Source organism: Paenibacillus sp. J22P218 (assembly GCF_056269195.1).
The window spans coordinates 641421-667215 of the sequence record NZ_JBWDNL010000004.1 but is presented as its reverse complement, the minus strand read 5'-3'; the positions used below and the strand labels follow the sequence as shown (position 1 = coordinate 667215).

The window sequence follows — 25795 nt, the reverse complement described above, 5'->3', positions numbered from 1 at the left end:
GGGTGTATGTTAGAATATAAGGGATTACAAGGACAAGATACGGGCGGTGTAGCGATGCACGGAAAAATATTAGTGGTCGACGACGAACAGCCGATTGCAGATATAATAAAGTTTAATTTGGAGAAGGAAGGCCATCAGGTCATCTGCGCTTTCGACGGCGGTGAAGCGGTCAGATTGGCGTTCGAGGAGAAGCCTGATCTGATTCTTCTGGATCTGATGCTGCCGGTCAAGGATGGCATGGATGTGTGCCGCGAGGTGCGCACGAAGCTGCAGATGCCAATCATTATGCTGACGGCCAAGGACACGGAGATCGACAAGGTGCTTGGTCTTGAGCTTGGAGCGGATGATTACGTAACGAAGCCGTTCAGCACGAGGGAGCTGCTTGCTCGCGTGAAGGCGCATTTGCGCCGCCACAATAAGCCGGCTGCGACAGGTTATGGCGATGCGGGAGCGGGCGGACAGCAGATCGATCTGAATGCCGCGCCGGAACAAGAAAAGCAGGGGCTTAAGCTGTTCAACCTGTTCATTGATACGGATATGTATGTCGTCTACAAGGACAATACGCCGCTTGATCTGACTCACCGCGAATATGAGCTTGTCTACTACATGGCCCGCAACAGCGGTAAAGTCATGACGAGAGAGCATTTGCTCCAGGCGGTATGGGGCTTCGAATATTTCGGTGACGTTCGGACGGTAGACGTGACCATTCGTCGTCTGCGCGAGAAGATCGAGGATGATCCTAGCCGTCCGGAATATATTTTGACGCGGCGCGGACTTGGTTATGTGATGCGTAATCCGAAGTCCGGCGGATTTGGTTACGGATGAAAGGGAAATCCTTTTTTCGCACCATTCAAGTAAAGCTCGTTATTATCTATTTGCTGCTTATTCTCGTGGCGATGCAGCTGATTGGCGTCTACTTTATTAGTACGGTCAAAAACTCGCTGATCGAGAGCTTCACGAACAACTTGAAGGAGCAGGCCGATATCTTATCCAAGTTCGCCGCGCCTAGCTTGTCGCCGAAGCTGGAAGCGGATAGCGACAGCTCGGAGAATACGACCGAGACGCTTAGTCTCGTCGTGCGCAATCTGTTCAGTATTAGCGGCGCGGAGGTGCAGGTGCTGGACTCGAACGGCAAGATCGTCGCGACGTCGCAGCAGATGCAGCAGTCGGATATCGGGAAGAAGAACAATGAGCTTGCGGTTAGCCGCGCCTTGCAGAACATTCGAGACAATGAAGAAGAAATTATAGATGAAGACAATATGCATAAGAAGATGATCGCCCAGCCTGTCGTGTTGAACGAAAAGGTCGTAGGCGCGGTCTATATTGTTGCCTCCATGAACGATCTGTATGACACGGTGAACCGGGTTAACCAGATTTTTTTCTCGGGTACGTTAATTGCGCTGGGACTTACCGGCGTTCTAGGCGTGCTGCTCGCGCATACGATTACAAGTCCGATTCAAGGCTTGACGAAGCAAGCCGAGGCGGTAGCGGAGGGCAAATTCGACTTTCAGGTGCCGGTGCTTGGCGATGACGAGATCGGCAGGCTGAGCATGGCGTTCAATGATATGACGATTCGGCTTAAGGATGCGTTATCGGTCAACGAGGAGGAGAACGAGAAGCTCGCTTCGATTCTCTCCAATATGAGCGACGGCGTCGTCGCTGCGGATGAGCATGGCAAAATCATCGTATGGAATCGCCGCGCCCTAGAGTTGCTGGATGTACGTTCCTGCGAGGGATATGAGCTTCCCACGCTGCTGGGCCTCTCCGAGCAGAAGCTGCAAGAGCTGCAGCAAGGACGCGGACAGACGCTGCTGCTCGATCGCGGGCAGGATGTGGAGCATCTCAGCGATGAAGAGGGCGATGTGCTGCGCGTGACGTTCACTCCGATACACCGCCGGGACAAGGGCATTACGGGCACGATAGCCGTCTTGCAGGACGTAACGGAGCAAGAGAAGCTGGAGCATTCGCGCCGCCAGTTCGTGGCGAACGTCTCGCATGAACTGCGGACGCCGCTCACGACGATCAAGAGTTACGCGGAGGCGCTGAATGACGGCGCGCTCGAGGAGCGCGAGCTGTCGTCGCGGTTCGTCGGCGTTATTAGCAACGAGACGGAGCGGATGATTCGCCTCGTCACCGATCTGCTGCATCTGTCGCGGCTTGACTCCAATCAAGCGCCGCTTAGACGGAGGCAGACGAACGTGCATGATATGCTCGACGAGGTGGCGGATCGCTTCTCGTTCCAGCTGCGGCAGAAGTCGATTAAGGCAACCGTCCGTGTGGACTCCGGCTTGCAGGACGCGTGGCTGGACCGTGATCAGATCGACCAGGTACTTGATAATCTCATATCGAATGCGATTAAGTACACGCTCGATGGCGGGAAGATTGAGCTGACGGCCCGGAAGCAGCAAAGCTCTGGGACGATGGCTATTAGCGTGAAGGATACGGGTATCGGTATTCCGAAAAAGGATTTAAACCGTATTTTTGACCGCTTCTATCGGGTGGACAAGGCTCGCTCGCGGAACATGGGCGGCACGGGACTCGGTCTATCGATTGCCCGGGAAATTGTGAAGGCGCATGGCGGCTCGATCGCGCTGGATTCCGAACTCAATGAAGGAACGACCGTAACATTCACGCTTCCATTGCTGCAGGAAGGGGGCGAGATTGCATGATAGAGAAATTCAAAACGGGGGCGCTAATTGCGCTTGTTGCAATCAGCCTTATACAAAGCTATTTGCTTGCCTATAGTATGCCCGGTCTTAACGCCACCGTCCGAAGCGATCAGAACTATGCAAACTCCGAGCCGATGGGACGCGAGATGAGTGTAGAGAGCGTGATCTTTCCGGATCAGCTTATCGTTCATTTGGGCGACAATAAGCATACGGTTATTTTGCCGGGTACCCAGTTCTATGAGATGATCTTGAATCAACGGATCAAGGGACGGGAATTCAAGGGCTTCCAGCGCAATCCGGCGAACATGCTCAATTGGGACGAGGTTCGGAAGAACGATATCGGCATCGAGCTGCGCTTCGATAGCGGCGTGCCGGTGGAGCTGCTCCAGAAGCTGCTCAAGCTGGAGGGCGACTTGCTGTTCTTGAACGAGACGATTAACCGAATCTGGATTTTTAAGACGACGGGTACGGAAGAGGTGCGTACGTTCTTCTTCGCGGATGACGGGCAAATGGTGTATGAATCGGTACGCGCCGACTTGACGGTGCGCGATGTGCAGGACTATGTAGGCTTCGGCCAATACCAGCCGACGTTTACGATGACGGCCGACGGCCTGTACTATCCGGACAATCCGATCGTCGCGTCGGAGATCGTATACCCTTACGAGACGTATTCGCCCGACCTGATGCAGCGCAACCTGTTCTTCGATCCTAGCACGACGAGAACTTGGGAGGACCGCAACGGCTCACAAATTTATACGGACGGCAAACGGGGCTTGCAGGTTGAGCAAAATGGCATGTGGATTAGTTATACAGACCCTGCCGCCCCGCAAAATATTGAAAATGCGCTTAGCGACAATGTGTTCGCTTCCGTTGAATTCATTAACGACCATGGCGGCTGGGACGGTGTGCATCGTTTCATCAATCCTGGCTTATCGAGTAAAGGGAAGCTTGTGCTGTTCCAGCAATACATCGAGCATTACCCGGTCATTGAATCGGCGCCGTTCCATTATGGTTATATGAGATTGGCGCTTCAACAGGGCGTCGTTACCGAATATGCACGTTCCTTGATTACGCTCGGCGTGAAGGAAGAGAGCAGGAAGGAACGCTGGCTGCCGGGAGGCGAGCCGCTTCGCAAAACGCTGCAATCGTTCGGGCGCCGCAGCGAAGTTATTGCGTTATTCCCTGCTTTGCAGGCGCTGCCGGTGGAAGAGAAGAAGATGCGTTTCACCCCTGTATGGGCCGTACGGCTGCAGGATGGTTCGGAGCATGTACTCGAGAATGCATATCCGTACGGATATGAGCCTCCGAAGCAGGAAGAACCGAAGAAGGAAGGCAATGCGGAGAACTCGGGCAATCTAACGCTCGGCGGCAGCTCGGGAAACGGACAGACCGGTTCGCTGAGCTCGCTTAGCAATGCGGGTCTGCTGGCGAATAAAGCGGCCGGCGGGGAGTCGGATTGAACAACTAATTGACCGGTGAAGCGGTTATGGAGGTGAAGGCGAGTGGATTGGAGTAGAGCGAAGAGCGTGCTTATTTTCTCGTTCCTGCTGCTTAATATTTTGTTAGGCTATCAGCTATGGCTCGATATTCGGGAGCAGGTGAACGTGAACGTCAATTCGGCAGAGCTGCCGCAGGACAAGGTGCTGCTTATGCAGCAAAAGGGCATATCGCTGAGTGCCAATCTGCCGCTGGAGACTCCGGAGCTTCGCGATATTACGTATTTGCTGCATTCGGACAGCAGGAAGAATGCCCAGCCGATCATGCTGGAGACGGCGGTCGACGGCCGGATTGTTTTCACGCAATCGGAACTGGTGAAGACGCTCGGGAGCATTATACCTGAGCTGAATCAATATGTTTATGACCAGCTCGTTAGCGATGACGGCGTGTTCGTCTTGCATCGTATAACGGAAGGGCGGCCGATGTTCGATGTGAAGCTGGAGCTGCATCATAGCTTTCAGAAAATAACGGGTTATCAGCAGGATCGGATCGAGATTCTAAGCAGGGGCGATGCGAAGCAGGTGTTGCCTGCGGCCAAGGTCGTTGCCAGCTTAATAGAGACGTACTTGCCGAACGGTTCGGTTATTACCGATATACAGCTGGGTTATCACGGACAAATCTTTGACTCCGAGAAGCAAGTGTCCGCGCCTTCCTGGCGGGTCATGCTGGAGGACGGTCAAATCTATTATGTTCATGCGATCAGCGGGGAAGTTACGACGGATGAGGAACAAGTAGAGACGGTAGGACTTAGGTAGCGAGTGGGTTCGCAGCGCAGGTGGGGAGTCCTTCCTGTGTTTAAAATAACGGGAAATCGTCCAGTTATATATGGAGAAGTGAAACCAAAATTTAGAATAAAGGGATTTCCTCCTGTTAATTCGTTGATATCATCCATTTGCTTGAAATCCGGCCCTATTAACAGGAGCAATTCCAGCTATTTGATTAAAGCAGACGATGAGGATGACAATAACGGGAGAAATTCCAGTTATATCAGCCGGAGCAGCCAATTAGCGGGAGTTTATCTGCCAATTTCTAGTAAATGCCGTTGATAGACAGGATATTGCGAAACTAGAGAGAAATGATAGATAGATACGTGCGTATGCCGTATGTATGGGCAGAAGGGATAGGACGGGCGGTTATGGGATTACGATTCACGGTACTGGCAAGCGGTTCAACGGGAAATGCGACAATCGTGCAAGGCAGTGAGAAGACGGTGCTTGTCGACGCGGGACTCAGCATGAAGAAGCTCGATGAGGTCATGCGGGAGCAAGGAATAGCCGGACATCATATAGACGCGCTGTTCGTTACGCATGAGCATTCCGATCATATTAAAGGATTAGGCGCGTTCGCGCGCAAATACGAGCTGCCGATCTATGCGAACGAGGCAACGTGGGGCGCGCTTGAGCGTCACGTCGGCAATATCGCACCTGAGAAGCGCGTCATTATGGAGACGGGCGAGGCGCTTGATTTTGGCCCGATGAAGGTGCAGTCTTATCCGATCTCGCATGATGCGGCGGAGCCGGTCGGGTATACGTTCGAAGAGCGCGGCGAGAAGCTGAGTCTGGCTACAGACCTAGGTTATGTAAGCGAGAAGGTGAAGCGTCAGATCATCGATTCCGATGTGCTGGTGCTCGAATCGAACCACGATACGGAAATGCTCCGCATGGGGCGTTATCCTTGGAATATTAAGCGCCGAATCTTGAGCGATGTCGGCCATTTATCGAACGTAGCGGCAGGCGAGGCGCTGTGCGAGCTCATGACGGATCGAACGAAACGGGTCTATTTGGCGCACCTTAGCCTTGACCATAATGTAATGGACTTAGCGAAATTAACGGTCAATTCTATATTGGAAGACCACGGAATATTTTATAAGAAGGAAGAGCACCCGCTGCGCGAGACGCACCATGACAAACCTACCCCATGGGATGAAGTGAGGCGGAAATAAGCGATTCCATCTGTGCATCAAGCTCTTCTTGCTTGGCGCTAAGCTCTTCTCTCGTTAGCAGACCTTTCTCTATGAACAGCTCTAGCATGGCGCTAAGAGCGAGGACGGTGCGGTAGTGGTCATCCTTCAGATCTGCAAGCTTGGCAACGAGCTGAACGTGCTCCCATGAAGCGGGGGATTTGGATTTCATAATGGCTTCTCTCCTTCAATGAATGAATAGTTGCATGAACGTTATCGCTATGAAAAATGATGCAGCAAAAACTGTAGAAATGATTGTGCTTTCCAACGAATCTATTATTATTTTAGTCAATTCTTCCGAAAACATTCCTAGATACCAAAAAATAGTCTTGATGTCGGTAGACATTGAGAGGAGCGATAGCGATGGGCTTATTCGACGACGATTTCTACTCGACAAAGGTTTCTCGGCGCGCGCGTGTCAGCAAGCGAGAAGACTTTGCGTTTCCTTATAAAAGTGGCGGCCGAAAATGGTCCAATGTAAAGGTCGCCTTCGTATCATCTTTCACCAGCGCCATCGCTGCGACTCTATTGTTCGGAGCATTCTTCGGCGGCGGCGGAGATAGCGGAAGCGGCCCTTCCGCGAAGGCTGCAGCCGGGGTCATCCAGACGATGGACGCGTCGGAGCGGGCTATTCAAGCGTCGGCTAAAGTAAGACCAGCCGTCGTTAGTATTGTGAACGAGCAAATGTATTCGCTCGGCGGCGAGGCGCTAGAGGAAGGCAGCGAAGACAAGGGTACGCTGCGCGAGGCTGGCGTCGGTTCGGGCGTTATTATATCGAAGAACGACGGCAAGGCGATCATCGTGACGAATCATCACGTCATCGACAAAGCGATATCCGTAAAGGCGGTTCTCATGAATGGCGAGAAGCGCGAGGCGCGTATTGTCGGCAAAGATCAGATTACCGATCTAGCGGTACTGGAGATTGATGCGAAGGGCATTGATGTAGTGGCAGAGATTGGCGATTCTTCGGCGCTTCGCGCAGCGGAGTTCGTCATTGCGATCGGCAATCCGCTGGGACTTGGCGATTCATTGTCGCAGGGTATCGTCAGCCGGACGCATCAGATCATCCCTGTCTCGCTGAACCAAGATGGCGTGTATGACTGGGAGCAAGAGGTTATTCAGATCGATGCATCGATTAACCAAGGCAACAGCGGCGGTCCGTTGATCGATATGAACGGCCATGTGGTTGGCATCAACAGCATGAAGATCGCCGACTTCGGCGTAGAAGGCATCGGTTTCGCTATTCCGATTAACAACGCGATGCCGATTATCGAGAGCTTGCTCAAAAATGGCTTCGTTCCGCGTCCGTACCTTGGCGTGTATACGATGGATCTGGAGCAATATTGGGAACAGCAGAGCATGGCGGAAGCTTTCGAAGGCGAATTGTCCGAGGAAGAGGACGGCGGCGAGGCGCCGAAAGCGGAAGACAAGGATGAGGCAGCAGCTGAAGAAGGCGGTCAGGAGCTTGGACTGCCGGATGAGGTGTATGACGGCGTCATCGTGCTTGAGGCGGTCGGTCCGGCTCTGGATGCCGGCCTTGCGTTCAACGACGTAATCGTGAAGCTGGATCGCCAGTCGATCGGCAGCACAATGGAGCTTCGCAAATACTTGTACGACCAGAAGGAAATCGGCGACGAGATCGAAGTCACGTTCTACCGCGAGGGCGAATTGAAGACGACGAAATTCAAGCTGGGCGTAAAGGATGACGAGGAGTAACTCTTCGAGCGCAGAGTAAGGATGTATATGTAAGATGAAGGTTACAGGATGCGAACGGGCGACCGTTTGTATCCTGTTTTTTTGTTTGTATGCTTTTGCCTAACGAATTCTGAAGCGCTTATTGCTGAATAGTAGGGGGAATTGGGTATGCTAGCGAATCCAGAAACACTTATTTCACTGAATTGGCGCTTTAATGCATCGTACTTGGGTGAATAAGGATCGCTGGATTCGTAAGGATGCCAAAAATAGGGTGAAACAGCGAATAAGCGTTCCACGATGCGTTACATGGTTAAAAAAGGATGATGATTGTTAAGTGATTAGCGCCCGCTTGGTTGGATTGGAAACTTCTAACGTACTTCTTAACTTCACAGCATACGACATTTTCTGATATGCTGGAGATAGCGAACAAAATCAAATTATCAACTAGGGATAGGAAGCGAGCAGATTATGTATTGTGTATGTAAAGCTCATATTGAGAACGCGTTAGATAGATTCGTAGATGAGTATGAGGATGCGCCGGACGTGGTCGATTTGAAGGAAACGCAGTTCGCGGATTGGGATCCGCCGCGCAAGTGCGATCTGTGTGAAGAAGCAGCCACTTTCCTGGTGGTGTAACGGGTATATATTCGGTCGGCGGCTGTTGTTTACGGAAGGAATGGATGGGTATGGTGCTAGGAGTCAATCCTCATCCTTGTCGAGCAGCTTCTGCATGATTTGACGCTGGTAATCGACAAACGCTTCGGATGATGCCCAGCCGCGTTCGGACATTATAGCTTGATAGCGAAGCTTCTTGGCGGATAACTGGCCTTGAAGCTTTTTGCGTTCGGTATCGTTCTGGCAGGCGGAAATGAGATCGCCAAGCGTGATCATTTCTTTGCGAAGCTGCATTTCCTCGGGAAGTATTCCGGCGTTCTTGAGCAGCTTGTAGCCAACTCGGAGCTCCTCCGGCACGTTGTCCATATCGTCCGGAGGAAGCGGCTTGCCGGCGCCAGGCAGATTGTCAAATTCCCCTTTGCGCATGGCCTCGCGTATCTTCTCCTCGGCTAACGTACGAAAAATATCCATCTCCAATCAACTCCTTTAGCAGTAGTTTATCACAAAGCGATGCTAGTTAAAGAAGAGGGAATAGGGGATATGCAGGGCAGTTGGGCGATGAGGGGCTTCGCTTCACATATCGGGTTATTTTCTGCTATGCTGGGAGCAACATTTAAAAGGATGTGTAACGTCATTTATGCATATACAGATAGCGGCCGTTGGCAAGCTGAAGGAAAAATATTTGGTGCTTGGCATAGCGGAATATGCCAAGCGGCTCGGGCCTTACGTGAAGCTTACGCTCACGGAAGTGCCCGATGAGAAGGCGCCGGAGACGATGAGTCCGGCGGAGGAAGCGATTGTGCGCGACCGCGAGGGCGAGCGGCTTCTGGCGCAGCTGAAGCCGGACGCGCATGTCGTCGCGCTTGCCCTTGATGGCGAGCTGTGGTCGAGCGAGGATCTCGCGACGCAGCTCGATAAGTTAGCCACATATGGGCGGAGCCATGTGGCCTTCGTTATTGGCGGGAGCAATGGACTCGCTCCCGCTGTCCTTCAGCGCGCCCAGCAGAAGCTCAGCTTCGGGCGCATGACTCTGCCGCACCAGCTGATGCGGCTGGTGCTGGTCGAGCAGATTTATCGGGCAGTGAAAATAAATCGGGGGGAACCGTACCACAAGTAGGGCGAATTTTCTAAATGAAGCAGTTAGCATATCTACATAACAAACCATGTAATGCCGTAGTTATGGAGGTAAGAATTAATCCAAGTGAAGCACGGCTTTGCCGGAGAAATTCCGCTCCATCAGATTGCGGGTGACGGTGTCAATTTCGGTCCACGGCGCCTCCACTGCGATCCGTGGCGTTAGCCGCCCATTTGCGACCAGCCGGGCCAGCAAACTCAGATCGTCCGCAGCTGACTGACGAGTGATTTCATCTCCGAGAAAGAAACCGTACAGTGTTCTACCTCCGCTGGTCACCAGATTCATCATATCGATCGTCGCGGTTGTCGAAGAGGAGAATCCTGCTGCAACGCAAATACCTTGCGGCGCAAGCTGTGGCAGCAACGCCGCTAGTGTATCGCCGCCTACCGAATCAATGATCAGATCGTAAGGACCGAATTGGCGGGCTGATGAAGCTGCCGAATATCCAATGACAACTTCATCAGCTCCGGCTTCTCGAACAAGCTCGGCTTTCTCTTCCGTGCTGGCCACACCTACAACGTATGCGCCGGACTGGGCCGCAAGCTGATGGGCGAACAGCCCAACGCCACCGGTAGATCCTGTAATGATAATACGCTTTCCGAGCAGCATGCCGCCTTTTCTAAGTGCATTAAGCGCCGTCAGGCCCGCTACGGGTAAGGTCGCCGCTTCCGAGAAAGTGAGTTCGTCCGGAATTTGGGCCAACATCGAAACGGGAGCAGCAACCTGCTCGCTCCAAGCTCCCATAGGGAGCAAACCGACAACCCGTGCCCCTCTCTGCGGACCTGCGCCGCTCTTGGCCGGCTCGATGACAATTCCGGCAAAATCCCAACCGGGCCGGCTTAATGATTCCTGTTCCTTAGCATCCCTTACTTCTCCACGATTAAGAGAGACAGTCTTCACTTGCACGATTGCTTCCCAAGGTTGGGCCTGCGGCGCGTCAACTTCCTTGAACGCCAAATGCGACGGAGCCAGCGGATCGATTACTACGGTACGAATCATATCGTATCTCCTCCAATACTGTGTCATTAGATGACACTGTTTTTATTAAGGAGTATAATTTGAATGGATGGTAATCCCAAGTGCAAAACTACACTTCTTAAAGAAGGGTGGAGAAGATGGATATACCCACAGAGGATTCTACACTTAAACTCATATTGGGAGAGATTGAAGCGTTGCGGATGAATCGCCAGCTCGAGCTTGGCGACCGGCCTCACCCGTTCTTAAAGCGATTTACCCAACAAGAGCTGAATGACGAAGCATTTCCTTCCTATAAAAATCTATTGGTGGGACGTTCCCGCCGGATACCGGATCGCCAGACGATCATCAATATTGCAAGGTATCTTGAATGTACTTCCAACGAGCGTAACGATCTGTTAATGGCAGCCGGTTACCTTCCGATTCAGACTGAATTGGAGGGGCGGGCGCTGGAGCGTGCATTGGAGTGGGCTCATCAAACGATGAGAGGTATTCTTTTTCCTGCCATGATCGTAACACACACGCAGGAGATCAAGGGGATTAACGAGCCGTTTCGCCATTTATTCGATATCCCGCTAGACCGCTCGTACGATGGCCTAATGAACAGGATAGATTTCCATTTCAATTCCGACTTGCCTATCCAGTCCCGTTCAACTTTCGATAAAGCGTCTCTTGAGAAGTGGCAGGTACATGCCATAAACGGGATACATGCGTTTAAGCGACAGCACATACTCTCCCGTTATGATGCGTGGTATCAAAATTTGATGTGCAAATTCCACAAATATAACGCGGGCAAATATTTAAATGTGCTGGATGCAGAGGAAGAAACGGATCATACGCAAACCATATTGGCCAGAAACGAAAGCTCTGGCGAGCTGGTTCCCATTCGCTACAGACAGGTTTCTATTTCCGCAGGTACCCGTATATATCCGCAAATTACGGTTTTTCTGCCGGTCGATGCTGCCGCACGTGAAGTCTTCGAGAGCCTGGGATGCCCCGCTGATCGTGAATTTGTTTATTGATAAAATACTTACCTCATTCCCGTGAAGCAGGGCAAATGGGTGCCATACGAGACGGAACGCCCGGTCTCTAGATCTTGATGGGTTCAGCCTACTGAGGGCATACCGTATACGCAGTTACGCCAAGAAGGCACCCAACCTGGGTGCCTTTAGATTTCGCCCTATGAATGATACGATGAAACAGACCACAAGTAACGGCAAGTATTTTTGGGGAGGAAGAAGAATGAACAGCAGAATACTCGAAGACGGGTTATCGATTATTTCTCAATGTAAAAGCGCGACAGGGGACATATGGGCTGCGCATTTTGGAGCTGCTGCGATTGCAAGTTACTTTTTTGTAAAAGAGAACCCGATGCCAGTTAATACCGTAAACCGAATTAAGGCTCAAACCGAGACGATGCTCGATAAACATTCACACACGAGAACAGAGCTTCCTGCAATAGAAATAGATGCTGAAACCGCGGAAACGATAATTCTGGAATCATTGGAGCTGGCGATCGACGAGCTTCATTGGGTCGGACACAATGTAATCTATACAGCGTTAAGTTTGTTGGCCATGCATGAGCTAGGGAGATGGGGAACAAGGAATGAAATCGAGGGAATCTCCACATTGATTCGCTCATTTGCGAAAACAATCCCCGGGAGATCTTGGCTCGGGTACTCCATGTCTGACGTGAGGAAATTGGAGATTGATGAGAGTGATCATTTTCCCCATATTATGAATGCCGAGCAGTTATCAGATTTTATATTAAGTGAATTATCATCATTTCGTATCATTTATAGAGCGGAAGCTCATCACGATCTGATAGGCCATATGTTGACCTTCTCGCATGCGTTGAACATTTTGTTCGATCTTGGCCACGTAAGCCATTTTAAGAGAGGACTTGTCCCGTTTTTTAAATTGGTTAAAGTACTTCGAGCCAGTCACAATCTACCGGAGAACCCGATCAAATTAAGCTCTCCTGTTGATCATCAACCGCTGATTAAGGCAAAACGGTCTGAATGGCTGCCGATTGAACATGTGTATTGGAGTATGGATTATGCCCATCATGACTGGGATTTTGGACATGTATTTAAATTCTCATTCAGTTTTTATAATCACCTTAATAGAGTTCCCTCCCGAATGACCCATGCCATTGAAAATTTTCGATACATTGTTTATAACCAATCAGGCTGAAAACTTGCCGTTACAGATAGCACGGAGAACCGTATCACAAGTAGGGCGAAATTTTGAATTTCTTTCAGGCTGCCCCATTTGCAAGCCAACTCCATTCCCTGCCGCGAAGGAAAGCTTTACTTGGTAGCGTCATTGGACCTGTATACCAAATGAATTTTAAAGTCTGTTACTGCACGAACTTCTCGGCGAAAGCCTTAATCCGATCGATGAAAATCCCTTGCAACTGATCGGTGCCTTCCTTTGGTGCTTTGTAGGCTTTATATCCCCCGAATGATTCTATGCAGAGCGCTGCTTCTCTTAGGTCGGCTGGAATATTCTTCTCGATAATCTCTTCCGTCTCCTTGGGCTTCTCGTTGCAAATAAAGTATCCCATGCCTTTCTTCAGGAGCTCGTCATGATTTTTTTTGATGAAGTCCCGAATCGGCTTGTATATTTTCCCGTCTCTTACTCCCGCCCCCAGAATGATACGGTCGAATTGTCCGATGTCGGGCTTGTCCGTCTCCAAGTTGCATGTCGTACAATCCGACAATTGCCCCGACAATACGTTTACGCATTGCGTCGTTGCTCCGGTTTTTGTTGCGAATAGAACGAGTACAGCCATTTTTTCTTCACCCTTATATCGTTATGATTTGTTATGCGCATTCGAATTAAGATGATGGATCTGATCCTCCAGGACCGCGCTTGCTTGGCCAAGGAACTTTGTTACGAGCGCTAGCTCTTCATCCGAGTAGAAAGAGGCTAGCTTTAGCATCTCCGCATGAAGCTGAAGATATATTCTGCTTACGTCCTCATTATTCTCGTATAGCGGGACGATGATCACTTTGCGGCGGTCTTGCGGATCAGGCTGTCTTTGAACAAAAGCATTCTTCTCTAACCGATCGATTAGCGCAGTAACGCTCCCTGTCGTGAGACCGGTTAGCTTAGAGAGCTCGCCTGCGGTAATAGGGCCTTTCTCATGCAGGATGTCGATGGATAAGAAATCATTATTGTATAACCCGAGAGCGGTCGCGACGCTTTGCTGATAGAGCACCGTTCGTGTTCCTAAGCTTCGCATGCGTAAAGTGAGATTCTCCTGCTGCTCCGTAGGTTGTATTCGCCGATCACTTGACAAATGGCAGCCCTCCTCTTAGGATGAATAATATCTTGATCATCAAGAATCTTTATAAACAATATACTTGATGACGATATATAAATCAAATTTCTTATCGGAGGCAAGTCAAGATGGCATAGGGAAATAAGATGGGGATCATACTTGGAGGATTGTTGTTGCCATTAGAATGGCACGATCGTCGGGGATCTGGGCGGATTCGATAAATTAACGTGGGTCACTTCGGCGTATATGGTCGCGGAGATGGCCGGCATGCCTATATTCGGCAAGCTGTCGCAAGAGGTTCTTCATGGGACAAGCGCGGTAAGATGGGCGGCCTGTTCGGAGCCGTATTCGGACAGTCCAGCATATTCGGACCGCTTCTAGGTGCGTATCTGACGGATTATATTCACTGGTCTTGGATCTTCTACATCAACTTGCCGATCGGGCTCGTTGCCTTCGTCATGATCGCGTTCTTCTACAAAGAGTCTGTCGAACATTCCAAGCAGAAGATCGACTATCTCGGCGCGATGACGCTTGTCGCTTCGATCGTTAGCCTTATGTTCGCGGGATTAATCTAAGCGATCTGAACAATATCCTGACCCCGCAGACGCGGGATCATATCCCCGTGTCCGTTCTGGAGAAGATTACGGAGGCGCTAACCTCCTCGCTCGTTCATACCTTCGCGTGGGTGAGCATATCGGCGATCATCGCGCTTGCGGCAGCTTTCTTCATGAGCAGAGAGAAGTTCGATCCAGCCTCCGAGATGGAAGAATATGCGGTTTCTCATTAATCTTGTTCCTTTAATGTCCTTTACGATGTAGCCAAGTTGTTATTTGTCTGTCATGAGGCACCCATCCGGGTGCCTTTCAATTTCGCTCTATAGAAGTTACGGGGAACCGTACCATAAGTAGGGCGAAATTACCGCCAAATTGTACCGTCTTACACAATACTCTATAAGTTTAGCTGCTATAAAAACCCATACATTAATCCCTTTCAGGGCCATCCTACAAGGATGGCTCTTAAACTTGCCATTACAGCCTAAATAGAAAAAGAGATTCGAGATTCGAAATTCGTGGGTAGAAAATTTGAACTCGAATCTCTCTTTTTTAATATAATATGCTATTATATTACAAATAGGCAGGGTATCTTTTTCGGAATTTTCAACGATAATGGCAAACCGTCAACAAGCTGCCGAAGAGGTTTATTTTGCCAAAATGAATTACATTTACATATATGATCGAGAAAAAAATTGGAGGTATAAAATGAATCGGATTATTAAGAAACTATTATTATTAGGAAGTATGGCTTGTATATTCTTTTCTATTTTATCAACTGTTTTCATTTATAATCCTAAAGTATATGCTTCTGATGTAATTGAAAAACCGGGTACTCAACAAATAACTGAAATCCGCTCGATTGTATCGCAGTCTATAAAAATAAACGCTTCACAAGTTAACAGTAGAAAAAAAATTGAAGCGTCATTTGACTCTGATATGAAATCTGATATGAGTTCTGATATGAAAGCATTAAGCGCAAATGCCCAAAACTTAATTGTTAACGGTGACTTTGAATATGATCCAACTTACTATGGTTCATGGGAACTGTATAGTGTAAATGGAAGAGGAACACCAACATTTACATGGGACAATATATCTCATGGCAATGGAGAGAGTTCTGTAAAGATTAGCGGTAAAAGAATCACTGCTTTTCTTGCAAATACGGTATCTATCAATCCTGGGAAAGTATATTCTTTGAGTACATGGAGTAAAGGTTCAGCGGTATCAGTACTCGGAAATGAAATCGGATCCTTTATTTCTATAGAACAATACGACAAGGATGGTAACTATATCGATGGTTCCCAGAGATCTGTCAGTTCGAAAGGCACATTTGGATGGACTCCGGCTTCTATTCATTTTGTAGCAGATCCTAAGGCAGCTAGTGTATTTATCCTGCTTGCTTTGGATGGCAGCGGTTCGGTTTGGTACGATGATGTTTCACTGGTTGAGACAGGAAATATACCGGCAGGTGAGATCAGTAGGTATATTCCCTATATTACATATAAAGGTTTTAACGTATCTCTAGATGGAGCAAAATATAGTAATGCCGCAGGAACCGCTTCAACATACCAATGGGAGATCCAGTCCAAACCCGTTGGAAGCCTGAGTACACTAGCGAATAGCAATAATAAGGTGACCTCTTTTGTTCCCGATGTAGCTGGTGATTATATTCTCTCTCTAACGGTAAGCAACGGTTCCACTAAGATTGCTCAAAAGCAAGTAACCGTCAAAAGCAAGGAATTTAACGATGCTACTGACGAAACCGTAGATTATTATATGAGTCAGGCGACTTCAAATTATACGAATGGATATACTTTGAAGGATATGATCCCGCTTACGGATGGGTGGCTGCTTCTGGGAGATATTATAAACAAAAAAATCATTTTCTATAATGTGTTTACGGGCGAGATCGGAAAGCAATATCAACTTCAGGCAGTACCTAATCGAATTGATTTTGATTTTAATACAGGTATTATTCTGGCTACTCAGGCTAATACCAACAACATTGCAAAAATTGATGTTCATTCGAATACGATTACTTATATAACAACTAAATATATAAATAATGATGTGATTTTTGGGGAAGGTAACATTGCCTTTGCATCTTCGAGTGCAATCAGTATGATTGATATCAACCAAAACAATGAGATTTCTACATACGCTTCCAATGGAGTTCGTGGAAGCCTTTTAGCCTATGATAAGAATAAAAACAACTTGTTTCTGGGAGACGAGGGTATAAGTTCCAGTACTTTAATGAGACTCCAGTATGACGAAACCAATCAGCAATTAACTTATAAAGAACAATTGCGTGCAGGAGAAAATGGTCAAGATCTTGCCATTTCAAATGATGGCCTACATGTCGCTTATCCAAATGGAGCAGGCAACGGAGATGGTTACACTATTTTTGATATTGACAGTAGCAATATTACAAACATATTTGGTGAGTGGGACACAGGAGCTTATCCTACTTCTGCGGCATTTAGCGGTGATAATTCGTTCATTGTCACAACAGATAGAGACACGATTCAACTATTTGATGTTAATACACATGAACTAATAAAAACATATAGTGATTTGCCATCTATCTCTTATGGGAGTGTTGATAAGGTTGGTATATCCAGAGGGGATAAATTAGTTTTTGGATATATTGACGGTACTGCGTTTGATAATACCAATAGAAGGATTTATTTTAATGCAGTTAGTTCTTCAAATAATACGTCAGAAATAACCTTGAATCGTATTCATACAAATACGCCCAGCCCACAATTAATAGGTACGCCTATACAAATCAGTGCTGATGCAAGCGGTAGCCCTGAGATGCAATATCAATTTATGATATTTGACGGCTATTCCTGGACTGTGGGACAAGCCTATTCCGAGAATCATACATTCAGCTGGATGCCTGATAACGAAGGAAATTATTCAATCGTTGTAGAGGTGAAAGATAACAATTCTTATTTTGGCTATGATGCTTATGGTGTATTAAATTACTTTATCGAGACGCCTGTTCCTATTTCGCTAAAAGCGAATCCTTCATCATTGACCCTAGTACAAGGCCAATCGGAAGCGTTACCGACCATTACCGGAACACTCAGGAATGGATCTACGATGGATGTGACTAACTACAGTACCTTTACATCTAAGAATGCTAAAGTGGCAACGGTCGAAAATGGGAAGATTAAAGGAATGGGTCCTGGTAGCACTTCAATTCAAGTTTCCATGGGTACAGCCAATACTGTAATCAATGTGACAGTAAAACCTTTCGCTAAGATCACTGCAACGACAGGCACTGCCTTCAAGGAAGGCTCAGAGAATGGGCAGTTAATAACGGTGAAGCTGACTAATGGAGACATCAATGCGAATCCGGATAACACAACAGTGAAGCTTACAGGGTTACCTGATGGCATTGCGCAGGGGAAGGTAACATGGCTGAGCAAGACGTCACTGACGATCGCGCTAGTGGGTAACAGTACGGTGGATTATGATACAAATGCGACGGCAATAGTCACGATAGATAAAGGACAGGTAACCCCTGCACAGCTGTCGGACCTATCCAGCCCTGTGACATTGAAGGCCACAGTGGAAACGACACCTGCGGCACCTGCCATCAGCTTCAGCTTCGATGGGATAAATGCAGGCAAGCTGAAGGGAATCAAGGCAGATTTGATGGAATACAGCCTTGATGGAGGAACAGGTTATATAACAGCTTTAGAGAATGACCAGAAGCTGACTAATGATGAACTAGCGAGCATAACGGCAACAAACGATATCAGGATAAGGGTAAAAGAAACCTTTAAGTCACCGGCTGGTTTAGTTAAGAAAATAGACATCCTGCCAAGTCCTACTGCCCCTACGGTAAAAGCAAACGATACAACAAATACCGTGACTGGAATAGCAAAGACCATGGAGTTCAGTAAGGATGGCGGGACAACATGGGCGAAGTATGTAAGTGCTGCTAGCTTTGGGGATATGAGAGGCGATATCAATCTACTTGTAAGGAAATATATAACCGGAGTAACTCTGACCGGACAAACAGCGGCATTGAACTTTACAGCCGCAACCCCGAATCTTAAGAGCACTGCAGCGACAGGCACTACCTTTAAGGAAGGTTCAGAGAATGGGCAGTTAATAACGGTGAAGCTGACTAATGGAGACATCAATGCGAATCCGGATCACACAACCGTGAAGCTTACAGGGCTGCCTGATGGCATCACGCAGGGGAAGTTGACATGGCTGAGTAAGACGTCACTGACAATCGCGCTTGTGGGTAACAGTACGGTAGATTATGATACGAATGCAATGGCAACGGTCACGATCGACAAAGGACAGGTAACCCCTGCACAAATATCAGACCTAACCTGCTTGGTAGCATTGAAGGCTACAGTGGAAACGACACCTGCGGCACCTGCCATCACCTTCAGCTTCGATGGGATAAATGCAGGCAAGCTGAAGGGAATCAAGGCAGGCACGATGGAATACAGCCTTGATGGAGGAACGGGTTATATAACAGCTGTACAGAATGACCAGAAGCTGAGTAATGATGAACTAGCGAGCATAACGGCAACAAACGATATCAGAATAAGGGTAAAAGAAACCTTCAGGTCACCGATTGGTTTGGTGAAGACAATCAACATACAGCCAAGTCCTGCTGCGCCTGCGGTACAAGCAAACGATATAACAAATACCGTTACCGGAATGGCCAAGACCATGGAGTTCAGCAAGGATGGCGGGACAACGTGGACGAAGTATGTAAATGCTGCAAGCCTAGGTGATATGAGTGGAAACATTACGTTGTTGGTCAGAAAATCTGGAGTTGGTATGACGATACCAGGTGCCATAACAACACTTGAATTTACTGAACTGGAAGTTAATGCGGATTTGAATAAAGCATTAGGTGAGGCCCAAGGTAGCTCGGATACTTGATCGTCTTTTTACATGAATTTCTGGTTTCTCATATGTGGCAGCAGAAGACGGTAGAATCGTCAGGTTAGTGGATTTACAGGGGGAAAAACACGCAACAAAGGCAGTATATGATTTGGAGTACATCGCTCATGTGGCGATGTACTTCTTTGCTTTCTGCTCTGTATTAAGCGCGATCTGCCTGAATCATCAACGCGACTGCCCTGGATATGGACTCTTTTAAAGCGCCAGTTGACCTATATAGGTCTGGGACTACTTGCAAGTAATCTAGTAAGCGTAACCAAGTTTCAAAATCAAGTGACTTTATTCGGCTTTGCTTGCTATAGTGAATATGAATATGTCGAAAAAGGTCGTTTATTCCAACATAGGTGAGGTTATTCATCGTGAAATGGTTTAGAAAATATTGGAACGGTATCCGACTCCCACACAAGCTAGTGCTCGTGTACATGCCGCTCATCGTTATTCCGACGCTGCTTGGCTCCTTAATGCTGATGCATAGCTATACCGCTTCGAGTAAGGAAGCTTCTCGGGACTATGCCGCCGATTTGGTCGGATTAATGGTCGAGCAGATGGACTACCGGTTGTCCTCCATCGAAGAGCTTGGCAAACAGATGATTACCGATAGCGAACTGCTTGACCTCGTGTCGCGCACAAACGTGACGACGTTCGAGCAGCTCGACAAGACGACGGCGATCAAGAACTGGATGAACCATTACTGGCTCAACAACAACATGAATGAATTCATTGTTGCGATGGTGCTCGACACGGGCAGCGAGATTTACCTTTACAACGAGAACGAAGTGAGTCAGTATCGCATACGCAACCCGGAATATAAGCAGGCCATCCGTGACAATCGGGGCGGTGCCGTCTGGTTCGAGCCAGCCAGTTTTTCGAACAGCTTCCAAAAGTTCGAAGCCTTTCGGGTAGGCCGATGGGTGCGGGACAGCAAGTTGAACGAAATCGGCATTCTGACGATTGTCATTGACGTCGAAGCCATCCGCTCGATTTTTAACCAGACGAAGTTGGATGAGAACGCGCTGATTCGGCTACAGACGGCGGAAGGGCGCATTCTTGTCGACAACGGCAACGAGGGTGGGGATGCGGGCAACTATCAGGACCTTCATCTCGATTATTCCGACATCCGAGAAGACTGGGCGCTGTCCGCTTCCTTGAAGATGGACGACCTGTACGCCCAGATCAACCGGATGATCCGCCTGACGATCCTCATTATCTCGGTTGTGTTCGTCTTTGGACTTGTCGTCACTCGCTATCTCGCGATCGACGTTGTGAATCCGATCCGCAAGCTCATGAATAATATGATGTCCGGCGTTCAGTCCGCCAGTCCCCGCAAGCTAGTGAAGTTCAAGGGAGCAATTGAAATTCGGGAAATGAACGATATTTTTGTCTCCGTCATGTACGAGATCGAACAGCTGATCCAGCAGACTGTCAGCCAAGAGCAGAAGAAGCGGGCCGCGGAGATCGAAGCGCTGCGCAAGCAGTTGTCTCCGCATTTTCTGTATAACACGCTCAATTCGATCCGCTGGCTCGCCATCCTGCAAAAGCAATCTAACATTAAAGCGCTCGTGGAATCCTTGTCCAGCTTGCTGAACTATACGCTCAGAGACGCCAACGAGTTCGTGAGCCTTCGAGAAGACGCGGAGAAGCTTGAGGATTACATCTCTATTCAGAAAATCCGGTATCGGCAGTTCGCGTATGCGACGGATATCGAGGAGCGAACGTTAAACGCCTCTGTGCCGAAGTTCATCATCCAGCCTATTGTTGAGAACGCGCTCATTCATGGCTTAGAGCCGCTCGACCGGATGGGGCAGATAACGGTCCGCGCGTCGATTCGCGGAAGCGTGCTGAAGCTGACTGTTGAAGACAATGGCATCGGCATCACCCCGGACAAGCTGGCCGAAATCCGGCAGCAGCTGAGTGGCTCGGCGCCGCAGGGAACGACGAAGCATATTGGCATTTTGAACGTGCATGAACGCATTGTCGCGCATTACGGTTATCCTTACGGCATGTCGATCGACAGTGAAGCCGGCCAAGGGACGACGATTGAAGTAACTCTTAAATACGAGGAGCGATCGGAAGATGAATACTATCATCATCGTAGATGACGAATCATTGGTGCGGGTCGGCTTGCAGTCGATTATCCCGTGGGAGGAATACGGTTATACCGTATCGGGGGCTTACCATAATGGGCGGGAAGCACTCGATGCTTGCATGCGTTCGATGCCCGACGCGATCTTGACCGATATTCGCATGCCGGTCATGGACGGTCTTGAGTTCATCAAGAACGTGCGGAGCTTGTCGCCCCGCGTTCCAATCGTCATCCTGAGCAGTTACGACGATTTCGAATATACGCGTACGGCTATCCAACTGGGCGTGCAAGATTACATTCAGAAGCACCGGTTGGAGCCCGAGGAATTGATCAAGATGCTCGACGGGCTGAAAATCGAGAACAACGGAAACGGCGAGGAGAAGGCCCGGCAGCAAATCCAGCGGTTGAAGAAAGAAAAAGAGGAGCTGCTTGACGCAGCATCGCGAGCGGAATCGGCAGCAAATCGGCGCTCTGAGCCTGTCATATCGGGAGTGTTTCCTGAATTAGAGATGCGGATCACCGAGCTCGGGCCGTATGCCTGCTGGATGATGATTGTGCCGAATAGTCCATCCTGGCGGGAGGAAAGCCATCCGCTGTCGTATTCATTCCTCGTGCAAGAGGAACTGGAGCGTTATCGGCATACCGATTACCTTGGAGTGAGAGGTTCTGTCGTCCATGCGCTGTTTTACGCCGGGGAAGAGCTGCCGGAGCAGGAAGCGCTGCGGGAGCATGTCTCGCCGTTCTGCGAAAACCTGTTGGAGTCGTTGCGGCAAAAGTGCAATACGGAATTTGCGATCGGGATCGGCGGGCCGTCGTTGTTCGCAAATTACGAAGGCATGTACCGCGGGGCGACAAGCGCGCTGGCTTCTTTGTTTTACGGGGAGAACGCCATTGTGTTCGAGACTGGCGGGATCGAATGGACCAAATATACAGAAGAACAATGGATTGAAATCTATAAAACGCTGAAAAAACACATTCAGCAAGAAAAGTTCGATGAACTGGTCGCCTGGCTAGATGGACCTTCTACGGAAGCGGGGATTATCCAGCCAAAGGATTGGCTCCGAATCGGCGGCATGCTGGCGACACAAGTGACTGACTTCCTGATTGAGCATTACGCCTTGGATGTCGAGAAGATCAAGCAGCATTTCGGAGATCTTTGGCCGCTAGAACGGTTTATAGATCGTCCGCAACGCAAATCCGACTGGATCACGGCGATCCGGCTTGTTTTCGAGCGGACGAACGCGTTGATCGTTTCCGTGCGAGCGAACAAAACGTGGCTTATCAAGATCAAGGCTTACGTGAACGAACGTTACGCCGAGCATATCCGCCTGGAAGATGCGGCCGCTCATGTCTATTGGAGCGAAAATTATTTCAGCCAGCGGTTCAGTCAGGAAACGCGGATGACGTTCTCGGAATACGTCGCGAGCGTCCGCATCGCGGCAGCCAAGGAACTGCTAAAAAACGGCGACCGTTCGACGGAGGATATCGCTGCCTTGGTTGGTTACGTGAACGCCAACTATTTTGTGAAAGTGTTCAAAAAAACCACGGGACTAACGGTCTCGGAATTCAAAAGCCAGCATAAATCGTAGATTTGTGCACGTAATCAGAAGATCGTGAATCAGCCGGGTGAAGGAGCGGAACATCTGGCATCAAAGCGAGGGGACTGTGCATGGAACAAAACACGGATCGAACTTACAATCAAAGACATCGGGGAGCAAAAGAAATGTGGTGGTCTATGTACGTTTCGTTTAACAAGCGCTTACATGCTGCGGTATTCCTGCTGCTGATCGTTGTTCTAGCGGCCGGGTGCTCGAAGGTAGATTCCTTGCGGTCCGGAGAGCAGGAGGCAAAGCCGAAAGTCGATAGCCGCCAGGTCCAGCTGCAAGTATGGGGAGACCTAGGCAACCAGTTTGCGCTGGAAGCTTCGTTCAGACGCATTAACGAGAACTTCATGAAACTTCATCCGAACATCCGCATTAACTACAAATTTGTTCAAACACCCGAAAGCCTCGATTTTGGCGTACTGTCCAATGAGCTGCCCGACATCTTCTATGTGCAAGGGAACAAGACAACCAAGATGAGAGAACTCGCCTTGAATGGGTACTTGCTGCCCCTTGATGATTACGGGTTCGACTTGCGGAGATATCCGGAAGGCGCCGTTCAGTACGGTACGATCGAAGGCAAGCTTTACTCCTCGTTGCCGGCTTTCATGGATACTCAACTTGTATACTACAATGAGGACATTTTCGAACGCTACAATCTTGATCCGCCTCGTACATGGGATGAATTCGTCACGCTGCTCGACGTTCTCGTGTCCAAAGGCGTCACCCCGATTTCTATGCCCGGCACGGAGTACAAGGAACGTTCGTGGCTCAGCTACGTCTTCATGGCGCTGTTCGCCTCCGAGAAATCGGAAGCGCTTATGAACGATAAACCCGGCGTCCGCTTGACGGATCCCGAGTTTGTTCAAGGACTGCAGGCGTTCCGTGATTTTGCGGAAAAGAACTACTTTGGCCGTGACTACGTGACCCAGGACAGAGTCGGATGGCAACTCTCCTTCACGAATGGCGCCGCCGCGATGATTGTGGATGGCAGCTGGAACAACCTGTTGTACGAAAACAGTGGAGTAAACGTGGGGAAATTTTACGTACCGGATTCGGAAGGCAAACGTATCGCCCCGACCAGCTACAACAACTGGACGACGTATTCGATATCCCGGAACACCAAGTACCCCGAGCAAGCCGTCGAGTACCTGAAATACTTGAATTCGAGCGAAGCGCAGCAGCTGTTGGGGGATGCGACAGGGATGATTCCGATACTCGAAGATATCGAACCGCAGGAAACAATTCAGGATTTGATGAACTATGACAAGGCTGTTGATAATTTCACGACGATCATGGCTCATCTTTCTAAGAGAGACATGGACGCGCCCGCGCTTTACCGGCAGACCGTGCTGGCAAAGCTGCTGACCTCGAAGTTGAATGGTCAGGAAGCGGCCGAACTGCTGGAGACGGGAATCGATTATATCGACGAACCGGAAAAGACTAACGATGTGACTAATCAGGGAGGTTCTAATTAATGAAAAAGAAAAAAATATTCGCTCTTGCCCTCTTAACCGCATTATCTCTTACCGTCAGCGCATGCGGAGGAGCAGACAAAGCACCAGCTTCAAACGGAGACTCGAACCAGGCATCGTCCGAGAAGGGCGATACCAAGGTGAAAATCAAATTTTTCGGCATGAACATGGCATACACTTCGATGGAAGAGATGGGCGCCGAGCTGCAGAAAAAAATGCCGAAATACGATATCGAGCTGCTGAAGGTTGATACAGGAACGATCGATGCATCGATTCGGACTGGCGTTGCTGGCGGAAACCCGGCTGACATCTACTTCTACTGGCCGCAAAACATGGGCAACCTCGTTAAGGACGGACTGGCGCTTGATCTGACGCCGTATCTCGAAGCAAACAACGGCGAATGGAAAAACACGTTCACGCCGGAACTGCTAGACCTTGGTAAGATCGACGGCAAGTATTACAACGTGCCATTTGGAAGCGCTTACCCAGTGCTTATCGTAAACAACGAAATTTTCAAGCAAGCGGGCGTAGAGCCGAAGCAAGAAATGACTTGGCAAGAATTTATGGATATCAACGAGCAGATCGAGACGAAAACGGATGCGGCGCCATTCGCTGTCAGCTCCGAGCCTGACCGTCAAAGTTGGTTGATCCGTCAAGGCGTCATGAGTCTCGCGAACGGCGACGGCAAACTCGAAGCACTAGCTGCCGGTGAAGTTGCTGCTGACAGCGGCTACTACGAAACGGCGCTGAACAACATTCAAGATTTGTATAAAAAGAACTACTGGTATCCAGGTGAAGGCGCCCTGAATATTACGAGAGACGAGATCAATGCCGCGTTCCTGCAAGGCAAAGTTGGCATGTTGGCTGAAGTAGCCGGAGCGGCGCTGTCGATCTCCGAACAAGCCGAATTCGACGTAACCGTCGTGAAGTGGCCAGCGATGGGTCCAGAGACGGTCTTGCTGGGCGGAGCCAACGGTTATTTCATTCCAGCTAACGCGAGCAACCCGGACGCAGCTGTCGAAGTTCTGAAGACGCTGCTCGGATCGGACATTCAATCGATTCACTTGGCGCATGGCTATCCGCCGGCGAACCAAACGATTAAGGTTGAGAACCCAGTGCTGCAGCAGATCATGACGTTCACCGAGGATCTGTATCCGTTCGAGTTCCATACGAAAGAAGCGAAGATGAAAAGCTACTATGAAGGCGAAATGGTTCCCAACTTCTTAATGGGAGCAAAAATAAAAGACGTGCTCGGCCAATTGGATACACTGCGCCAGAACGCCTTTAAGTAAGGAGAATGCGG

The 25795-nt window shown here is 49.2% G+C and carries 21 protein-coding genes and 1 pseudogene; 17 read left to right on the top strand and 5 right to left on the bottom strand.

Features of this window, described 5'->3' with window-relative positions; all coding sequences use genetic code 11:
• Nucleotides 1-54 precede the first annotated feature (54 nt).
• The 5 genes from yycF (at nucleotide 55) to AC0YN0_RS20995 (ending at nucleotide 6108) form a co-directional block, all read left to right on the top strand.
• Nucleotides 55-825: a response regulator YycF gene (gene yycF / locus AC0YN0_RS21015; protein WP_337103881.1), complete on the top strand. Its 771-nt coding sequence runs from the start codon at nucleotides 55-57 to the stop codon at nucleotides 823-825.
• Nucleotides 822-2669 (top strand): cell wall metabolism sensor histidine kinase WalK, encoded by a 1848-nt coding sequence (walK, locus tag AC0YN0_RS21010; RefSeq protein WP_475822998.1) that lies wholly within the window; start codon nucleotides 822-824, stop codon nucleotides 2667-2669. Before yycF ends, walK begins: the two co-directional genes overlap by 4 nt.
• Nucleotides 2666-4129 (top strand): YycH family regulatory protein, encoded by a 1464-nt coding sequence (locus AC0YN0_RS21005; protein WP_475822997.1) that lies wholly within the window; start codon nucleotides 2666-2668, stop codon nucleotides 4127-4129. Before walK ends, AC0YN0_RS21005 begins: the two co-directional genes overlap by 4 nt.
• A 42-nt stretch (nucleotides 4130-4171) precedes the next feature.
• On the top strand, nucleotides 4172-4921 hold the full coding sequence (gene yycI, locus AC0YN0_RS21000) for a two-component system regulatory protein YycI (protein ID WP_475822996.1): 750 nt from the start codon (nucleotides 4172-4174) through the stop codon (nucleotides 4919-4921).
• A 380-nt stretch (nucleotides 4922-5301) separates the two neighbouring features.
• Entirely contained in the window at nucleotides 5302-6108 is an 807-nt protein-coding gene (locus tag AC0YN0_RS20995; protein WP_337103882.1) for an MBL fold metallo-hydrolase, read from the top strand.
• Here the strand turns inward: AC0YN0_RS20995 and AC0YN0_RS20990 are convergent.
• Nucleotides 6077-6298: a hypothetical protein gene (locus tag AC0YN0_RS20990; RefSeq protein ID WP_337103872.1), complete on the bottom strand. Its 222-nt coding sequence runs from the start codon at nucleotides 6296-6298 to the stop codon at nucleotides 6077-6079. The genes AC0YN0_RS20995 and AC0YN0_RS20990 overlap by 32 nt on opposite strands.
• A 191-nt stretch (nucleotides 6299-6489) precedes the next feature.
• Here AC0YN0_RS20990 and AC0YN0_RS20985 point away from each other — a divergent pair, with 191 nt between their 5' ends.
• The gene (locus AC0YN0_RS20985; RefSeq protein ID WP_475822995.1) at nucleotides 6490-7842 is read left to right on the top strand and encodes a S1C family serine protease; all 1353 of its coding nucleotides are present in this window, start codon (nucleotides 6490-6492) and stop codon (nucleotides 7840-7842) included.
• A gap of 447 nt (nucleotides 7843-8289) precedes the next feature.
• A complete protein-coding gene (locus AC0YN0_RS20980; RefSeq protein WP_307204279.1) occupies nucleotides 8290-8457 on the top strand; it encodes a CxxH/CxxC protein in 168 nt (55 codons plus the stop codon).
• Nucleotides 8458-8520: 63 nt separating this feature from the next.
• Here AC0YN0_RS20980 and AC0YN0_RS20975 read toward each other — a convergent pair whose 3' ends face one another.
• A complete protein-coding gene (locus tag AC0YN0_RS20975) occupies nucleotides 8521-8907 on the bottom strand; it encodes a DnaJ family domain-containing protein (RefSeq protein ID WP_475822994.1) in 387 nt (128 codons plus the stop codon).
• Between the two features lie 166 nt (nucleotides 8908-9073).
• Here AC0YN0_RS20975 and rlmH point away from each other — a divergent pair, with 166 nt between their 5' ends.
• The gene (rlmH, locus tag AC0YN0_RS20970; protein WP_337103875.1) at nucleotides 9074-9553 is read left to right on the top strand and encodes a 23S rRNA (pseudouridine(1915)-N(3))-methyltransferase RlmH; all 480 of its coding nucleotides are present in this window, start codon (nucleotides 9074-9076) and stop codon (nucleotides 9551-9553) included.
• 75 nt (nucleotides 9554-9628) lie between these two features.
• On the opposite strand, the gene AC0YN0_RS20965 is transcribed toward rlmH, so the two are convergent.
• Nucleotides 9629-10570, bottom strand: a complete 942-nt coding sequence (locus AC0YN0_RS20965) for a zinc-binding dehydrogenase (RefSeq protein WP_475822993.1) — start codon at nucleotides 10568-10570, stop codon at nucleotides 9629-9631.
• Nucleotides 10571-10686: 116 nt separating this feature from the next.
• On the opposite strand from AC0YN0_RS20965, the gene AC0YN0_RS20960 reads away from it, so the two are divergent.
• Both AC0YN0_RS20960 and AC0YN0_RS20955 read left to right on the top strand, forming a co-directional pair.
• Complete coding sequence (locus tag AC0YN0_RS20960; protein ID WP_475822992.1) at nucleotides 10687-11568, top strand: hypothetical protein; 882 nt, start codon at nucleotides 10687-10689, stop codon at nucleotides 11566-11568.
• A 220-nt stretch (nucleotides 11569-11788) separates the two neighbouring features.
• Nucleotides 11789-12742: a hypothetical protein gene (locus AC0YN0_RS20955; protein WP_475822991.1), complete on the top strand. Its 954-nt coding sequence runs from the start codon at nucleotides 11789-11791 to the stop codon at nucleotides 12740-12742.
• A 166-nt stretch (nucleotides 12743-12908) separates the two neighbouring features.
• Here the strand turns inward: AC0YN0_RS20955 and AC0YN0_RS20950 are convergent, their stop codons facing one another.
• A complete protein-coding gene (locus AC0YN0_RS20950) occupies nucleotides 12909-13343 on the bottom strand; it encodes a flavodoxin domain-containing protein (protein ID WP_475822990.1) in 435 nt (144 codons plus the stop codon).
• A 21-nt stretch (nucleotides 13344-13364) separates the two neighbouring features.
• The gene (locus tag AC0YN0_RS20945) at nucleotides 13365-13853 is read right to left on the bottom strand and encodes a MarR family transcriptional regulator (protein WP_475822989.1); all 489 of its coding nucleotides are present in this window, start codon (nucleotides 13851-13853) and stop codon (nucleotides 13365-13367) included.
• A gap of 171 nt (nucleotides 13854-14024) precedes the next feature.
• On the opposite strand from AC0YN0_RS20945, the pseudogene AC0YN0_RS20940 reads away from it, so the two are divergent.
• The 7 genes and pseudogenes from AC0YN0_RS20940 to AC0YN0_RS20910 form a co-directional block, all read left to right on the top strand.
• A pseudogene (locus AC0YN0_RS20940) lies at nucleotides 14025-14398 on the top strand (MFS transporter); the annotation flags it as partial.
• 59 nt (nucleotides 14399-14457) lie between these two features.
• Nucleotides 14458-14622 (top strand): hypothetical protein, encoded by a 165-nt coding sequence (locus tag AC0YN0_RS20935; RefSeq protein WP_475822988.1) that lies wholly within the window; start codon nucleotides 14458-14460, stop codon nucleotides 14620-14622.
• A gap of 472 nt (nucleotides 14623-15094) precedes the next feature.
• A complete protein-coding gene (locus tag AC0YN0_RS20930; RefSeq protein WP_475822987.1) occupies nucleotides 15095-19312 on the top strand; it encodes a PKD domain-containing protein in 4218 nt (1405 codons plus the stop codon).
• A 380-nt stretch (nucleotides 19313-19692) separates the two neighbouring features.
• Entirely contained in the window at nucleotides 19693-21432 is a 1740-nt protein-coding gene (locus AC0YN0_RS20925; RefSeq protein WP_475822986.1) for a cache domain-containing sensor histidine kinase, read from the top strand.
• Nucleotides 21407-23005 carry a response regulator transcription factor gene (locus tag AC0YN0_RS20920; protein WP_475822985.1) on the top strand — a complete coding sequence of 533 codons (1599 nt, stop codon included), beginning with the start codon at nucleotides 21407-21409 and terminating at the stop codon, nucleotides 23003-23005. The genes AC0YN0_RS20925 and AC0YN0_RS20920 overlap by 26 nt, the downstream gene beginning before the upstream one ends.
• A gap of 80 nt (nucleotides 23006-23085) precedes the next feature.
• On the top strand, nucleotides 23086-24495 hold the full coding sequence (locus AC0YN0_RS20915; RefSeq protein WP_475822984.1) for an ABC transporter substrate-binding protein: 1410 nt from the start codon (nucleotides 23086-23088) through the stop codon (nucleotides 24493-24495).
• Nucleotides 24495-25784: an ABC transporter substrate-binding protein gene (locus AC0YN0_RS20910; RefSeq protein ID WP_475822983.1), complete on the top strand. Its 1290-nt coding sequence runs from the start codon at nucleotides 24495-24497 to the stop codon at nucleotides 25782-25784. The genes AC0YN0_RS20915 and AC0YN0_RS20910 overlap by 1 nt, the downstream gene beginning before the upstream one ends.
• Nucleotides 25785-25795: the final 11 nt, after the last annotated feature.

What these genes read in the sequence shown, in the direction of transcription:
- yycF (WP_337103881.1), top strand. Translation starts at nt 55, where the DNA reads ATGCACGGAAAAATATTAGTGGTCGACGACGAACAGCCGATTGCAGAT.
- walK (WP_475822998.1), top strand. Translation starts at nt 822, where the DNA reads ATGAAAGGGAAATCCTTTTTTCGCACCATTCAAGTAAAGCTCGTTATT.
- AC0YN0_RS21005 (WP_475822997.1), top strand. Translation starts at nt 2,666, where the DNA reads ATGATAGAGAAATTCAAAACGGGGGCGCTAATTGCGCTTGTTGCAATC.
- AC0YN0_RS20995 (WP_337103882.1), top strand. Translation starts at nt 5,302, where the DNA reads ATGGGATTACGATTCACGGTACTGGCAAGCGGTTCAACGGGAAATGCG.
- AC0YN0_RS20990 (WP_337103872.1), bottom strand. Translation starts at nt 6,298, where the DNA reads ATGAAATCCAAATCCCCCGCTTCATGGGAGCACGTTCAGCTCGTTGCC.
- AC0YN0_RS20985 (WP_475822995.1), top strand. Translation starts at nt 6,490, where the DNA reads ATGGGCTTATTCGACGACGATTTCTACTCGACAAAGGTTTCTCGGCGC.
- AC0YN0_RS20980 (WP_307204279.1), top strand. Translation starts at nt 8,290, where the DNA reads ATGTATTGTGTATGTAAAGCTCATATTGAGAACGCGTTAGATAGATTC.
- AC0YN0_RS20975 (WP_475822994.1), bottom strand. Translation starts at nt 8,907, where the DNA reads ATGGATATTTTTCGTACGTTAGCCGAGGAGAAGATACGCGAGGCCATG.
- rlmH (WP_337103875.1), top strand. Translation starts at nt 9,074, where the DNA reads ATGCATATACAGATAGCGGCCGTTGGCAAGCTGAAGGAAAAATATTTG.
- AC0YN0_RS20965 (WP_475822993.1), bottom strand. Translation starts at nt 10,570, where the DNA reads ATGATTCGTACCGTAGTAATCGATCCGCTGGCTCCGTCGCATTTGGCG.
- AC0YN0_RS20960 (WP_475822992.1), top strand. Translation starts at nt 10,687, where the DNA reads ATGGATATACCCACAGAGGATTCTACACTTAAACTCATATTGGGAGAG.
- AC0YN0_RS20955 (WP_475822991.1), top strand. Translation starts at nt 11,789, where the DNA reads ATGAACAGCAGAATACTCGAAGACGGGTTATCGATTATTTCTCAATGT.
- AC0YN0_RS20950 (WP_475822990.1), bottom strand. Translation starts at nt 13,343, where the DNA reads ATGGCTGTACTCGTTCTATTCGCAACAAAAACCGGAGCAACGACGCAA.
- AC0YN0_RS20930 (WP_475822987.1), top strand. Translation starts at nt 15,095, where the DNA reads ATGAATCGGATTATTAAGAAACTATTATTATTAGGAAGTATGGCTTGT.
- AC0YN0_RS20920 (WP_475822985.1), top strand. Translation starts at nt 21,407, where the DNA reads ATGAATACTATCATCATCGTAGATGACGAATCATTGGTGCGGGTCGGC.
- AC0YN0_RS20915 (WP_475822984.1), top strand. Translation starts at nt 23,086, where the DNA reads ATGGAACAAAACACGGATCGAACTTACAATCAAAGACATCGGGGAGCA.
- AC0YN0_RS20910 (WP_475822983.1), top strand. Translation starts at nt 24,495, where the DNA reads ATGAAAAAGAAAAAAATATTCGCTCTTGCCCTCTTAACCGCATTATCT.